The 14,664-nt window shown below is 29.2% G+C and carries 15 protein-coding genes; all 15 read right to left on the minus strand.

What is annotated here, in order from left to right; genetic code table 11:
* Positions 1–27: 27 nt before the first annotated feature.
* The 15 genes from EJL03_RS03535 to EJL03_RS03605 all read right to left on the minus strand — a co-directional run bounded on the left by EJL03_RS03535 (position 28) and on the right by EJL03_RS03605 (position 14,482).
* The gene (locus EJL03_RS03535; protein WP_125152915.1) at positions 28–741 is read right to left on the minus strand and encodes a TIGR03936 family radical SAM-associated protein; all 714 of its coding nucleotides are present in this window, start codon (positions 739–741) and stop codon (positions 28–30) included.
* Positions 707–2,572 carry a TIGR03960 family B12-binding radical SAM protein gene (locus EJL03_RS03540; protein ID WP_125152598.1) on the minus strand — a complete coding sequence of 622 codons (1,866 nt, stop codon included), beginning with the start codon at positions 2,570–2,572 and terminating at the stop codon, positions 707–709. The genes EJL03_RS03535 and EJL03_RS03540 overlap by 35 nt, the downstream gene beginning before the upstream one ends.
* 68 nt (positions 2,573–2,640) lie before the next feature.
* On the minus strand, positions 2,641–3,498 hold the full coding sequence (locus EJL03_RS03545; protein ID WP_125152599.1) for a M50 family metallopeptidase: 858 nt from the start codon (positions 3,496–3,498) through the stop codon (positions 2,641–2,643).
* Positions 3,499–3,512: 14 nt separating this feature from the next.
* Entirely contained in the window at positions 3,513–4,286 is a 774-nt protein-coding gene (locus EJL03_RS03550) for a peptidoglycan DD-metalloendopeptidase family protein (RefSeq protein WP_125152600.1), read from the minus strand.
* Between the two features lie 127 nt (positions 4,287–4,413).
* Positions 4,414–4,788: a methylglyoxal synthase gene (mgsA, locus tag EJL03_RS03555; protein WP_125152601.1), complete on the minus strand. Its 375-nt coding sequence runs from the start codon at positions 4,786–4,788 to the stop codon at positions 4,414–4,416.
* A gap of 11 nt (positions 4,789–4,799) precedes the next feature.
* Entirely contained in the window at positions 4,800–5,906 is a 1,107-nt protein-coding gene (rodA, locus tag EJL03_RS03560; RefSeq protein ID WP_125152602.1) for a rod shape-determining protein RodA, read from the minus strand.
* Positions 5,907–5,987: 81 nt separating this feature from the next.
* Entirely contained in the window at positions 5,988–6,257 is a 270-nt protein-coding gene (minE, locus tag EJL03_RS03565) for a cell division topological specificity factor MinE (RefSeq protein WP_125152603.1), read from the minus strand.
* Between the two features lie 12 nt (positions 6,258–6,269).
* Positions 6,270–7,067 (minus strand): septum site-determining protein MinD, encoded by a 798-nt coding sequence (gene minD, locus EJL03_RS03570; protein ID WP_125152604.1) that lies wholly within the window; start codon positions 7,065–7,067, stop codon positions 6,270–6,272.
* Positions 7,068–7,081: 14 nt separating this feature from the next.
* Positions 7,082–7,714, minus strand: a complete 633-nt coding sequence (gene minC / locus EJL03_RS03575; protein ID WP_125152605.1) for a septum site-determining protein MinC — start codon at positions 7,712–7,714, stop codon at positions 7,082–7,084.
* Positions 7,715–7,896: 182 nt separating this feature from the next.
* Positions 7,897–10,803, minus strand: coding sequence for a penicillin-binding transpeptidase domain-containing protein (locus tag EJL03_RS03580; protein WP_125152606.1), 2,907 nt, complete (start codon positions 10,801–10,803; stop codon positions 7,897–7,899).
* 14 nt (positions 10,804–10,817) lie between these two features.
* Complete coding sequence (mreD, locus tag EJL03_RS03585) at positions 10,818–11,309, minus strand: rod shape-determining protein MreD (protein WP_125152607.1); 492 nt, start codon at positions 11,307–11,309, stop codon at positions 10,818–10,820.
* Positions 11,310–11,319: 10 nt separating this feature from the next.
* Entirely contained in the window at positions 11,320–12,165 is an 846-nt protein-coding gene (gene mreC, locus EJL03_RS03590) for a rod shape-determining protein MreC (protein WP_125152608.1), read from the minus strand.
* A gap of 2 nt (positions 12,166–12,167) precedes the next feature.
* The gene (locus tag EJL03_RS03595; RefSeq protein ID WP_125152609.1) at positions 12,168–13,181 is read right to left on the minus strand and encodes a rod shape-determining protein; all 1,014 of its coding nucleotides are present in this window, start codon (positions 13,179–13,181) and stop codon (positions 12,168–12,170) included.
* 20 nt (positions 13,182–13,201) lie between these two features.
* Entirely contained in the window at positions 13,202–13,888 is a 687-nt protein-coding gene (radC, locus tag EJL03_RS03600; protein WP_125152610.1) for a RadC family protein, read from the minus strand.
* A 15-nt stretch (positions 13,889–13,903) separates the two neighbouring features.
* The gene (locus tag EJL03_RS03605) at positions 13,904–14,482 is read right to left on the minus strand and encodes a Maf-like protein (protein WP_125152611.1); all 579 of its coding nucleotides are present in this window, start codon (positions 14,480–14,482) and stop codon (positions 13,904–13,906) included.
* Positions 14,483–14,664: the final 182 nt, after the last annotated feature.

Below are 14,664 nucleotides of genomic sequence, written 5' to 3' on the forward strand. Positions count from 1 at the left end.
CTTTATTATTTAAAATTTATGTTTTAATTACATTTCCCCTAAAAACTTATATAATGGAATGTATTTTTTATTCTTTATTCCATACATTTCTTCCCTTTTAATATCCACAAAAGCATCCTTCAAAACATTAGATGTATTGTTTTGTATAAATTTTGATAATAAATCTGCCGATAAATTTTCTCTGCTTCCTGCACTTATAAGTACATTAAGTGTTAATACATTTTCCTCAATTTTATATTCAAATTTTTTTATCATAGTTTTAATATTTACTTCTTTTTCACCGCTCTTACTTTTTTTTATAATATTCCATTCTTCTTTCTTACCTAACGCATCTATTTCATCATTTAAACCTATAGCATTATTATACTTTATATTTATTAAATATGCTGCTGCCCCTATAGTTGCCATAGCTTGAGGAATTTTTTTTTCATTTTCTTTTATATTCCTAATTTTAATAACTTCTAAGAATTTTATTCCTGAAGGAGCATTTTCATTTAATTTACCTTTAATATATATGGTATTCAATGTCTCTTTAAAAACTATATCCATATACTCTCCACAGGAATACATACCTACAGATAAAGGCTGAGCTATGGATATATTCATATGAGGATTAAAACCATATGAATACTCTACTGGAAGCGCTGCTCTCTTTACAACTTTTTGTAATGTCCTCATTAAATCTAAATGAGATATGAATTTTATATTACTTTCTTTGCTGAATTTTATTAAATATCGCACCATGAAAACACTTCCCTTCTAAATTTCTATTTACTCCACAATTTGTACAACCTAATCTGCAATCTGGTGTAATAAATGCTTGTTTTGCTTTTTCATTCTGATCTATTAAAAATTGTTTAGAAACTCCAACACTGATAAAATCCCATGGTAATATTTCCTCATACCTTCTCTTTCTATACGCATAAAATTCAGGATTCACATTACAAACTTTAAAAGCATTCATCCAAATATTATAATTAAAATACTCCGACCACCCATCAAATTTAGCCCCATTTTTAAAGGCTTCTACTAAAACATCACAAACTTTTCTATCTCCTCTAGCAAATATAGCCTCTAAGAAACTTACTTTAGAAGCATGATAATTATAATTTATAGCTCTACTTTTTATTGAATCTTTAACCGCATACACCTTATCCATTATCTCTTCCTCCCTTACTTGAGGAGCCCATTGAAATGGAGTAAATGGTTTTGGCACAAAAATAGATGAGCTTACAGTAATTTTCAATCCTTTTTTTCTTTTATTTTTAGGAATTTTATAGTATTCATCTACGACTTTACCTGCTGTTTCTCCAATTCCCTTTACATCTTCTAATCTTTCATAAGGTAATCCTATCATAAAATAAAGTTTTATTGTAGACCACCCAGATTGAAATGCACTACCAGTAGCCTTTAATAAATCCTCTTCTGTAACACCCTTATTTATTACATCCCTCATTCTTTGTGTTCCTGCCTCTGGCGCAAAAGTAAGTCCTGTTTTTCTAACCTTTTGTATTTCGTTTATTAAATCAACAAAAAAAGAGTCAATTCTTAAAGAAGGTAATGATACCCCTACCTTCTCCTTCTCATATTTTTCAACTAATGAATGTATAAGGTTTCCAATATCTGAATAATCACATATACTTAATGATGTCAAAGATATTTCTTCATATCCAGTATTCTTTAATAATGCCTCTGAAAGCTCCATAAGTTTATCTGTAGTTTTTTCTCTAACGGGTCTATAAATCATTCCTGCCTGGCAAAATCTGCATCCTCTTGTACAGCCTCTAAATGTTTCAAGAGTTATTCTATCATGTACTATTTCAGTATATGGAACTATAAGTTTATCTGGATATTCCACATTATTAAAATCCTTAATTATTCTCTTAGTTATTTTTGACGGTACATCCTCATATTTAGGTTTAAATTCTTTTATTGTACCATCTTCATTATAATATACATCGTAAAGGGAGGGTACATATATCCCTTGTATTTTACAAACTTTTCTTAAATATTCTTTTTTACTTTTCCCTTTAAAATTTCTATATAAATCTAAATATTCGTTTGTAACCTCTTCTCCTTCTCCCAAAACAAAAAAATCGGCTATATCATAAAGGGGCTCTGGATTATAGGCACAAGGACCACCACATACTACTATTGGATCATCTTCTCCTCTTTCTGAAGCCCTTATTGGTATACCCGCCATATCTAACATATTTAATATGTTAGTATAACTCATTTCATATTGAAGAGTAAAACCTAAAAAATCAAATTCTCTTAGTGAATCTTTAGTTTCTAATGTATACATTGGTATATTATTTTCTCTCATTTGTTTTTCCATGTCTGGCCATGGTGCAAAAGCTCTTTCACAATAAGTATCATTTCTTTGGTTAATAGAATAATAAAGTATTTTTGATCCTAAATGCGACATACCTACCTCATACACATCTGGAAAACAAAAAGCATATCTAATATCCACAGTCTTTTTATCTTTTTTATATGAATTTAATTCTTCTCCTATATATCTTGCTGGTTTCTCTACTTTACATAGAATATCATCTGAAATAAAGTTCATCAAAAATACCTCCTCTTAGGTTATTCAATTTTATATTCTAACACATAAATAGTTAAATTGAAAATAATTTATATTTCTATTTTATCCTGAATTCTCATAAGTTCCTCCAAGGTTATATTCCCATATATTTTTAGAGCTTCTACAACTTCCTCTTCATAAATTACATCCATAACCTTCATCTCATCATCTAGCACTAAAAAAACATTATATTTATTTTTTTCTACTATACTTAAAATATTAATTAAACTTTTTTTATAATGTACTGAAATACTTTTATTTTCCATATAACCTCTTTTTATAAATTTATATCTCTTTTTTATTATGTCCCCCATAATTAAATATACTACCCTCTCCCTCTCTTTTAATGAAGAAACTATTATAAGTAATGCAATTAATCCAAAATTTATATTAGTTACTCCTGCAAAAAATAAAAAAAGATAATAAAATATAAAAATAATTCCTATACTAATACTTATATATATAGTTATATTATTAGCAACTTTAAAAATTGTTTTACACCTAATAATATCTCTAAGAATTCTACCACCATCTAGTGGATATGCAGGAACTAAATTAAATACTCCTATTATCATATTACATTGAAATAAAACATGATAAATCTCTACGTTATAAATATGATATAGTTTATAAAAAAGTATCCCAAAAATTATATTAAATAAAGGAGCTGACGCTGCAATTATTATATCTTCCTTCGGAGATGCTTCGTCTATATCTTTTAATTTTAAAACTGCCCCCACAGGCAGTATTTCTAAATCAAATCCACCAAATCCTAAAAACCTAGCAGTTATATAATGAACAATCTCATGTAAAAATACCACTAAAAATGATATGGCAATTTTTTCTCTTATTCCTATAAAAATTAGTATTACTATATATGGTATAAAATACTTATTTACTCTAACCAATTAATATATTCACCCTACTTAATTGCTATAAATTCAGATGGGTTCTTGCTTTCTCCCATGTATAACAGTTCAAAATGTAAATGTGGTCCTGTAGATTTACCAGTATTACCACTCTTTCCAATAATACTTCCTTTTTTTAATTCATCACCTTTTTTTATAGATAATTCATTTAAGTGAGCATATTTTGTTTCTATACCCTGTCCATGATCAATCAAAACATATTTACCTAATTCCACGTCTTCTCCACAATCTTTTACTTTACCATCATATACCACTTTTATATCTGTATTTTCCTTTACATCTATATCTATACCTTCATGAAACTTTTTGCTCTTAGTAACAGGATCTTCTCTATATCCATAATTAGAAGTAATATTGCCTTTTACTGGCATTGTAAATTCTGCTTTTACTTTTTCCTTTATAGTTCTACCACCTGTAACCTTTGCCTTTATATTTTCAATAAAATCCGTAGCCTTATCTTGAAATTTACTTATATTCAAAGTCTTTACCTTAGCATATATAGCATTGTAATCATAACTTTTCTCCACAATTTTTTTAGAGTAATTATAAACAGCTTGAGTTTGAGGTGTAACTATCAGTCTACATATTATAACTATGAAAAAAAGAACTACGGCCCCTGATAGATCTCTAATAATCCTCTTCACTAAATAATTAGAATTATTACTACTCTTTTTTTTATTAAGTGAATTCATATTATAACTACTTCTTTCTCTTTTTCTTCTAAGATTCCTATAGTAATCCTCATATTGAGAATTGTAACTTCCCATACTTCTCCCTCCCAATATTTTTTTATATAGAAGTATCTACCTATATATATATATTTAGGATAATTTTTAAATATTACAAAATAAAGAACGCATATTACTTAAAGTAGTATGCGCTTAGAACCTTGAATTAAAAACTATGGGATTTTAATGCTTTTACAAAAATTTCAGCTGAACCCAAATTAGTTGCAAGTGGAACATAATGTACATCACATAATCTTAAAAGTGCTGTTACATCTGGTTCATGTGGTTGAGCAGTTAGTGGATCTCTTAAAAAGATAATAAAATCAATTTTTCCTTCTGCTAACTTCCCTCCTATTTGCTGATCTCCTCCTAAAGGCCCAGAAAGAAACCTATTAACCTGAAGTCCAGTATTCTCATTTATTAATTTGCCTGTAGTACCTGTGGCAAATAATTCATGTTCTAAAAAAACTTCCTTATATCTTTTTATAAAATCAATCATTTCTTCTTTTTTCTTATCATGCGCTATTAATGCAATTCTCATATTTTGTCCCCCTAAAAGTTTATTTTCTTTCTTCTCATTCCTACATTCAAAACTAAACCAATGGCCATAAAGCTGCTCAATATAGAACTGCCGCCATAACTCATTAATGGCAGCGTTATACCTGTTATAGGCATTACACCTATAGTCATACCTATGTTTTGTAATATAGAAAATAACATTGTAGATAAAATACCAATAGTCAATACTGAACCTAAAATATCCTTAGATGTTTTGGCTATTTTTACAAATTTATATAAAATAATCATATATAACGTGAGAAGGAAAATAGCTCCTATAAGTCCCCACTCTTCACCTACTACAGCAAATATAAAATCCGTGTGACTTTCTGGAATAAATCCTCCTGCTACTTGCGTTCCCTTCAAAAATCCTTTACCAAATAGCCCCCCAGAACCTATGGCTATACAGGACTGCCTCAATTGATGTCCTGAGCCTAATTCGTCTCCTCCAGTTACAAAAGATATTAATCTCACTTTCCAATATTCATGCATTAAAGGCGAATTCCATACAATAACTATTAATATGAATATAGCTAAAAAACCTCCACCTATAACTTTGTTATCAAGTCCCGCAGCATAAAAAATTCCTAATGCTGTAAAAAAACATACCATTGTCATTCCCATATCAGGCTGAATAACAATAAGAACCATAGGTATTATTGCATAAACAGCTAGAATACAAAAATTCTTAAAATTATTTATATTTCCTTCCATATCATCTAATCTCTTTGCCAACATTATTACCATACCTAATTTAGCAAACTCTGATGGCTGTCCTAATGTTATGGAACCAATTTTCATCCATGATCCTGCACCATTAACTGTGGACTTAAATATAGTATCATTTAACAATAGAAGTACTACTCCTGACCAATATATTATATTGGCATATCCAGCAATTAATGAATAATCAAAAGCTAATATAAAGTACATTATTATGAAGCTAAGTACAATCCAAATAATTTGCGACTTAAATACAGAAGCTCCAATTGCACTATAAATATTTATAGCTCCAAATAAAGATATAATTAAAGCTATAAATATTATGCTAAAATCTAATTCTTTAAGTAATTTTCTATTAATCTTTAGCTTCTCTAGCATACTTTGAATCCCTCCAATACAATATTGATTATATCAGTATAAAAAAAAAAAAGCTATGTATAAATAATACATAGCAAAAATTTATCTTCTTTTCTTCATTTTCTTTATTGGTATACTAGCAATTAATGCTGGAGAATTCCCTTCCTGCTCCTCTGTACTAGTCATTTTTATCTCCAATTCCTCTTTATCTATATCTGCATATTTAGAAATTACCATCATAATTTCTTCCTTTATATTTTGAAGAAGCTCTGGTGACAAGTCAGCCCTATCATGTATCAATATAAGTTTTAATCTTTCTTTAGCTACTTCTTTGGAGGCAGATTTCGAAGAAAATATACCGAAAAAATCCACAGCTATCCCTCCCTATTTAATGCCAAAAAGCTTTTTTAGAGAATGTAAAAACCCAGTTCCACCAGCATTTAACTCTAAAAATGGAACTTGTTCTCCTATTATTCTATTAGCAATATTCTTAAATGCTTGTCCTGATAAAGCCTTATCGTTTAGTACTATTGGTTCACCTTTATTAGTTGATACAGTTATACTTCTATCATCTGGTACTATGCCTATCAATTTTACAGCCAAACTATCTAATATATCACTTACATCTAACATATCTCCAGTTTTAACCATTTCACTATTTATTCTATTTATTATTAATTGATGATCCTCTACACCTTTAGACTCCAATTTACCTATAACCCTATCTGCATCTCTTACTGAGGTTACTTCAGGATTTACAACTACTAAAGCTCTATCTGCTCCTATAATTGCATTTTCAAACCCCTGTTCAATGCCAGCTGGACAATCTATAATTATAAAATCATATTCATCTTTAAGTCCATTTACTAAACTTAACATTTGTTCTTTTGATATATCAGTTTTGTCTCTGGTTTGGGCTGTTGGTAATAAAAATAAGTTAGGAAATCTTTTATCTTTTATTAATGCCTGTTTTAACTTGCACTTATCTTCTATTACATCCATTAAAGTAAATACTATTCTATTTTCCAATCCCATTAGTACATCTAAATTTCTAAGTCCTGTATCTCCGTCTACAACCACAATCCTTTTGCCCATAGCAGCTAAAGCTGTACCTATGTTAGCTGTTGTAGTTGTTTTTCCTACTCCACCTTTTCCAGATGTTATAACTATTGCTTCTCCCATATATCTTCCCTCCGTTAAAAAAATTTATTAGGTAAATAGGGTTCAACTATTATTGTATTTGCTTTAATTTTTGCTACTTCAGGATATTGAGGTTTTATATTATCATCCGGAGCCCTAGTTGCCATATCTCCTATTTGAAGTATTTGTGGTTGAAGATAAAAGGCTGCTACCATAGCCCTATGATTTCCTCCAACGCCAGCATGTACATAACCTCTTAAAGCTCCAAATACTATTATATTACCACCTGCATATATTTCTGAGCCTGAATTTACATCCCCTATTATAACTAAATTTCCTGGGTAATTAATAATTTGTCCACTTCTTATAGTCCTTCTTATAAATTTAGTCCTTCCTTCATATATTCCAGAAAAAGCCTTGGTTCTTCTTTCTCCAGAATCTTCAATAATACAATCCCTTATAAGAAATTCATCAAAAAGTATATCCTTTAGCCTTCTTAAATCTCTTTCATTTATATATCTTAACTCAGTTGTAATCTTAAGAGTACAGCCTTTAAAAAACAATTTTCCTTTAGATAGCTTTTCAATTAACACTTCGAGCATTTCATCAAAATCTTTAAATTTATTCATATTTATAACTGCATTAAGACCTTCTCTATTTCCTTTAATTATTATACTATCTTCCAACATATATTTAACCCCCAAAAGTCGGCATATGTTTATATTTCAACAAATATTTTTTATTTCCTTCTGTTTGTTATGTTTTTCTTTATTAATATGTCCAATTTTAAAATATCCACACTATATATTATATAAAATAATTTATAGTGTGGATATAGTTCATATTTATTTATATTATATTTTATTCATATTTAGTAACTTTCAGTCTTATTTGAATCCTTAGTACTTCCTTTTTTTTGTGAATTTGATGATTTATTTACATCTGATTTATCTTTATTAAAGTAAGCTTCATACATAGCCCTTGCTACAGGTGCTGCAGAACCTCCATGTCCACCATCAAATATAATAACAGCTACGGCAATCTTAGGCTTATCTACTGGCGCAAAACCTATGTAAACACCATAGGATGTTCTTCCGTAAGCATCCTGCTCATTACTAAATGTAGCTGATCCAGTTTTACCTGCTGTCTTAATTGGAAAGTCTCTAAATACTGATGCTGCAGTACCATCTACTCCCTCATTAACCCTAGCCATTCCTTCCTTTACAGCTTCTAAATTTTTTTTACTTACATTAGTCTTTTCCACAACCTCTGGCTTAATGGTCTCAACCACATTATCATCTGCATCTTTTATTTCTTTTACTAGATGTAGTTTGTATCTATCTCCTCCATTAGCAACAGTACCAACAAAATTAACTAATTGTAATGGGGTAAAGTTATTAATACCTTGACCTATAGACGCATTATACATATTAGCACCTATACCTAACTGAGAATTAGCATCAGATATTGTAACATAGTATATAATGTCTACGATTTTTTTTATCTGCTCTCCACTAATGTTTTTTCCTTTATAAATAGGATCTTCATTAACTAACTCAGTTATCATCCTTATATAATTGTTAGTGTTAAACTTTTTAGTCCCCAATTTAATAGAATCCTGTATAGAATTTTTAATTTGTCTTTTTAAATCTTTAACCTTATCTGAATCCTTCCCACTATCATATAAATTTATAGAAGGAAATTCATTTCCTCTTGAATCTTTTCCAGATTTTAATGTAGACATAGTTTGCCATAAATATTGAGTAGCATATACATTAGATAAAGTATATGTATTAAATACCTGTCCAAATCTCTCAGGGATTTCTATTCCTGTAGAAGCTTTTTCATTTGAATTTGGCGGAACCCCTAATCCAAATTTCCAAGCATATTTTGCAAGTATATCATCTCCAAAACTTTCTCTTAATAATTTACCTACTGTCATAAAATAAGGATTACTTGAAACCTCTAATGCTCTATATAAATCCACGGAACCATAGGCACCTGCAGCAAAGTTTTTTACAAAATTCTTTCCGTCATCAAATACACCCGTGTCATTTATAGAGTATTCAGGAGTTATAACTCCCGATTCTAATCCCGCAATAGCTGTCATAGCCTTAAATGTAGATCCAGGAGGAACTACAGACATAGTAGCATAATTATAAAATGGCTTTGGATATATATCATATAAATCTTCCCTAATAGTTTTATTATTTTTTATTCTTTTATCTAATGGGAATAATTTTTCTACAACTTCATCTAACGTACTCCCAGGATAATAATTCATTAACCCCTTGCTTTGTATATACTGTTTACCAAACTCAGTTAAATCAGGATTAAAATATTGTTTGTAAAGTTCCGGTGTTAACTTTCCTGGTACTACAAATACATTAGGGTCAAATCCCGGCCTACTTGCCAAAGCTAAAATCTCCCCTGTATCTACATCTATGGCAACAGCAGCTCCTCTGTTTGCATTAGAAGTATTAACATCTCCACCGTTAGGGTTTTTCTGTAAATTTTCCATTACAGAATCTAATGTTTCTTCTGCAGCTTTTTGTATATCATTATCTATAGTTAGTTTAATAGTCTGCCCAGGATAAGACTCTCTACTTCCTAATTCCTCTATAACTCTTCCCTGTTTATTTAATTTTACTATCCTTCCGCCCTTAGATCCTTTTAATCTATCTTCATAAACAGATTCAATTCCGGCAGTACCTATATAATCCGTACTTGTATCATATCCTTTTTCTTCATACTTTTTGCTATCATTACTTATTTTTGATATATACCCTAAAAAAGCAGAGCCTAATTCCCCGTTAGGATAATATCTTAAAGGCTGAGTTGATACATCTATTCCTGGAAGATCATTTAGTCTTTCCAAAAATGAAAATGCAGATTCTGATTTTATATTACTTGATATTACTATTGGTTTATAACCTGAAAAACTTTGAATTCGTATAGTATCTCTAATTATCATATATCTTCTTTGTAACTCTAAATCATACTCTAGTTTATCTACTCCATACTTTTCTACCATACTTTTTAAAACTTTCTCTGCATCATTAGCCTTTTTAGTGTTTTTATATTCATTTAATAATTTTTTCAATTCATCTGCATTACTAATCTTAAATCTTTTTACTAATAGATCATATGCATCTATAGAATTTGTTTTATATAACTGAACTAGATTTTTAAAATCATTTTCTGGAGTTAATCCATAAAGATCAGCTAAATATTTAAATGTTTCCTCTGGAGAAATCTTTAATAATTCCTCATCCACTTTACTTTGTTCTTCCTTAGTTAAACCTTCTTTTTTATCTGGAAATAATTTTTTTTGTACTTTTTCATGTAATCCCCTATCTTTTTTAAACTTCAATTCCAATAACTTTCTAGTACCTTCATCATCAGTTTTGAACTCAAACCTAAAAGGATTAGTTTTTAATTCAAATTCATCTTGTTGTGTTTCTTTTGTTTTTCCAAGTAAATTAAACACCTTATCCATAGTATCAAAAAAATATTTTTTACTTTCAGTTGTTTCATTATATACAAGCATATAACTTTGATTACTAGTAGCCAAAACCTTTCCATTTCTATCTACTATATTTCCACGTGGTGCCGGATCTGGTATCTCAGTCATAGCTTTCTTATTTGCAAGTTCTGTATAGGATTCTGCTTCGTTTACCTGCATATAAATTAATCTTCCTACTAATAGAGAACATATAAAAGCCATAACAATAAAAAATGTAATAAATCTATCGAATTTCTTCTTTTTTTTCCTCATAAATCACCATTCCTCTAAAACTTCCATTTTCTTTGCATATAATTTTTATTGCATAATTTGTATATATATTTATATGAAGGTATGGCTATTATCATATTATATATAGAACCAAATATTATATTTTTAATTTCCATTTTAATTCCTACCAAATATAATATAATGAAAACTAATACTCCCTTAAAAACACTTAAAAAGAGGTTACTTATAGTAGGTATTAACATCTTTTGTTTAAATATACCCACTCCGATAAAACCCGCTATAGTGCAGCATATCATATTAGTAAAAGCATTTATACCCAAAATATTGTTAAAATATAAATCTTGCAATAATCCTGCAAATACCCCTAACCATAAACCTTCCCAACTACCATTCATAATTGAAAAACCTATTATGAATATAAATAATAAACTAGGAGTAAATCCTTTAATTGATATAAAAGGTACAAAAGCATTATCAATTATAAATAGAATTAAACTTATACAAATTAAAGTTACAACCTTTCTCATTATCATCACCCTAGTTTTCTAAATTTATTTTCTCTTTGGGAACAACTACAAAAACTTCTTCTAACTTATTTAAATTAGCATAAGGCTCTATTACAGCATTTTTCATTACTTTTCCCTTGTCCTCTTCTATATCTATTACTTTTCCTATCCTAATCCCCTTAGGATAAAGTCCTCCAAGCCCTGAAGTAGATATAGAATCTCCAACTTTGATTTTACAATTTAAAGGTAAATAATATAGCTTAGATAACTGTTTATTACTACTATCTTTAAATCCCTTAACTATGCCAACATTTTCTCCTGTACTATCTATCTTAGCTCTAATTGCCATATTTTCATCAGATAAAATTTGCATTATAGACCAGTTGCTACCAACTGAAACTATTTGTCCAACTACCCCTTCATTAGTAATAACTAACATTTGCTTTTCTATACCATCATTTTTACCCTTATTTATTACAAATTCATCTAAAAAACTTCCACCACTTTTATCTACTATGTCACAACCTACAAAATTATATTTTTCATTTTGCTTTTTAAAATTTAAAACTTCTCTTAAGCTTTCATTTTCACTTTTTAGAACATCATATCCTTGAGCTTTAGTTTCTAACTCAATATTTTTATTTTTAAGTTCTTCATTTTCCTTTTTTACTTCAGAAAAATGTGCGAAGAAATCAAAAAAGTTTTTAACTTTATTATTTACATTATAAAAAACACCCTGAGCAGAATTTAACGTTACACCTAATCCATTCTCTACGAAAGACACCTTATTTCTTTTTGCACTGTAACCAATTAAAACTAAAAATGTAACTGACAGTACAACTATTGTCACTGCCAGTTTATTCTTTAAAAATTTCATATTTATCTTTTCTTATTGTTCATAAGTTTATCTAAAGTATCTAACGCTTTTCCGGCTCCAAGTGCAACACAGTCAATAGAGGATTCTGCTATATGAACTGGCATATGTGTTTCATCATTAATAAGCTGGTCAAGACCTTTTAATGAAGCTCCTCCTCCAGCAAGCATGATACCTTTATCCATTATATCTGAAGCTAATTCTGGTGGTGTTTTTTCTAATGTACTTTTAATTGCATCTACTATAGATAAAACTGGTTCTCTCAAAGCTTCTCTAACTTCACTTTCAGTAATATTTATAACCTTTGGAAGCCCTGTAATAAGATCTCGCCCTCTTATTTCCATTGAGTTTTCCTCTTCTGAATCATAAGCGGATCCTAACTCTATTTTTACATTTTCAGCTGTTCTTTCACCTATCATTAAATTATATTGTTTTTTTATGTAATTTATAATTGATTGGTCTAATTCATCTCCTGCTATTCTTAGAGATTTACTTGTAACTATTCCTCCTAATGAAATAATAGCAACTTCAGTAGTACCACCACCTATATCAACAATCATACTACCTGTTGGTTCATTAACTGGTAGTCCAGCACCTATAGCCGCAGCCATTGGCTCCTCCATAAGAAGTACTTCTCTTGCTCCTGCTTGTTTAGTTGCCTCATCAATTGCTCTTTTTTCTACTTCTGTAACACCTGACGGGAAACATACTACTATCCTTGGACTTGTAAAAGCGCTTTTTGCACTAACCTTTTCAATAAATTTTTTAAGCATTGTTTGGGTAACATCAAAATCTGCTATAACTCCATCTTTTAATGGTCTTATAGCAACAATATTTCCCGGAGTCCTACCAATCATTTGCTTAGCTTCTTCTCCTACAGCAAGTACTCTTTTTGTATCACTATTTATAGCAACAACAGAAGGTTCTCTTAAAACAACTCCTTTGCCTTTAACGTATATTAATGTATTAGCTGTTCCTAAGTCTATTCCCATGTCTCTAGATATTCCAAAAAATCCCATTAATATTTCTCCTTTCAAACTTACACTATACCTTTTTCTTTTAAGCTTATATAAACTCCATCACCTATTATTATATGATCCAATAAATCTATTCCAATTAATTTACTGCATTGATCAATTCTATATGTAACATTAATGTCTTCATTACTTGGAGTTGGATCTCCTGATGGATGATTATGACACATTATTATAGCTGAACTACTATTTTTTATAGCTTCTTTAAAAATTTCTCTAGGGTGTATGATAGATGAATTTAATGTACCAATAAAAATATTTTTAATATTTATTATATAATTTTTAGTATTAAGCATTACTACTTTTAAAAACTCTTGCTTTAGTCCTTTCATTTCTTCCATTACCAATAATGCTACATCATCTGGAGCCTTTATCTGATAATCACTTCCTGATTTAAAACTACGAAATCTTTTAGATAATTCTCCTAAAGCTAAAATTTGTGAAGCTTTAGCCTTGCCTATACCCTTTATTTTAATTAACTCATCTAAAGACAAATTTAAGATTCCATTTAATCCACCTGATATTTTCATAATTCGACCACAAAAACTTAATATATTCTCATTTTTGTTTCCTGTTCTTAATATTAATGCTAAAAGTTCTACATTTGAAAGACTTTCTACTCCATAACGGAAAAGTCTTTCTCTTGGTCTTTCATTTTTAGGCAAATCCACAATTTTCAATTCATCTGACATAAAAACATAACTCCTTTATAGATTTACCCCCATCTTTATTAGCATAGAATATAATTTATTTAATGGCAGACCTACAACATTATAATAACATCCATTGATTTTTTCAACAAAAACGCCACCATAATCCTGTATTCCGTAAGAGCCAGCTTTATCCATAGGTTCATTTGTATCTATATATCTTTTAATCATTTCATCAGTTATATTTGAAAACTTTACCTCAGTGCAAACGAAATCACTTTTTAAATCATTTGTAGCCTTATTAAGCACTGTCAAACCTGTATATACTTTATGAGTATTACCACATAATAATTTAAGTGTGTTGAATGCTTCTTGTTTATTTCTTGGCTTACCTAGAACTTCATTATTAAAAGATACAATGGTATCACATCCAATTATTAAAGCATCATGATACTTTATTTTCTCTCCTACGTCCAATACTTTTCCTTTAGATAATTCCATTACGTATTTCGAACAATTTCCACTAAATAAAACAGTTTCTTCTAAAAAATCGCTAGGTAACACCTCATAGTTTTTTATTATTCTTTTTAATAATTCTTTTCGTCTTTCTGAAGCTGAAGCCAATATAACTTTCATTTTATCACTTCCTATATATTACTATATATTAATTCTTGCCAAGATTATGAAAAATATAGCCATTAATGCTATAATTTCAGTTAAAACAATTAATCTTACCCTATATCTTTTATAGTTTATCATTTAATAAAATGTTAAACAAGTATATATAATACATTGTTAAAAAAATTTTTATAAATAGT

Source organism: Clostridium rectalis, from assembly GCF_900626095.1.
Classification (GTDB): Bacteria; Bacillota; Clostridia; order Clostridiales; family Clostridiaceae; genus Clostridium_AS; species Clostridium_AS rectalis.

What these genes read in the sequence shown, in the direction of transcription:
- EJL03_RS03540 (WP_125152598.1), bottom strand. Translation starts at nt 2,572, where the DNA reads ATGAACTTTATTTCAGATGATATTCTATGTAAAGTAGAGAAACCAGCA.
- minD (WP_125152604.1), bottom strand. Translation starts at nt 7,067, where the DNA reads ATGGGAGAAGCAATAGTTATAACATCTGGAAAAGGTGGAGTAGGAAAA.
- EJL03_RS03580 (WP_125152606.1), bottom strand. Translation starts at nt 10,803, where the DNA reads ATGAGGAAAAAAAAGAAGAAATTCGATAGATTTATTACATTTTTTATT.
- EJL03_RS03550 (WP_125152600.1), bottom strand. Translation starts at nt 4,286, where the DNA reads ATGGGAAGTTACAATTCTCAATATGAGGATTACTATAGGAATCTTAGA.
- mgsA (WP_125152601.1), bottom strand. Translation starts at nt 4,788, where the DNA reads ATGAGAATTGCATTAATAGCGCATGATAAGAAAAAAGAAGAAATGATT.
- radC (WP_125152610.1), bottom strand. Translation starts at nt 13,888, where the DNA reads ATGTCAGATGAATTGAAAATTGTGGATTTGCCTAAAAATGAAAGACCA.
- EJL03_RS03595 (WP_125152609.1), bottom strand. Translation starts at nt 13,181, where the DNA reads ATGGGATTTTTTGGAATATCTAGAGACATGGGAATAGACTTAGGAACA.
- EJL03_RS03605 (WP_125152611.1), bottom strand. Translation starts at nt 14,482, where the DNA reads ATGAAAGTTATATTGGCTTCAGCTTCAGAAAGACGAAAAGAATTATTA.
- mreD (WP_125152607.1), bottom strand. Translation starts at nt 11,309, where the DNA reads ATGAGAAAGGTTGTAACTTTAATTTGTATAAGTTTAATTCTATTTATA.
- minC (WP_125152605.1), bottom strand. Translation starts at nt 7,714, where the DNA reads ATGTTGGAAGATAGTATAATAATTAAAGGAAATAGAGAAGGTCTTAAT.
- rodA (WP_125152602.1), bottom strand. Translation starts at nt 5,906, where the DNA reads ATGCTAGAGAAGCTAAAGATTAATAGAAAATTACTTAAAGAATTAGAT.
- mreC (WP_125152608.1), bottom strand. Translation starts at nt 12,165, where the DNA reads ATGAAATTTTTAAAGAATAAACTGGCAGTGACAATAGTTGTACTGTCA.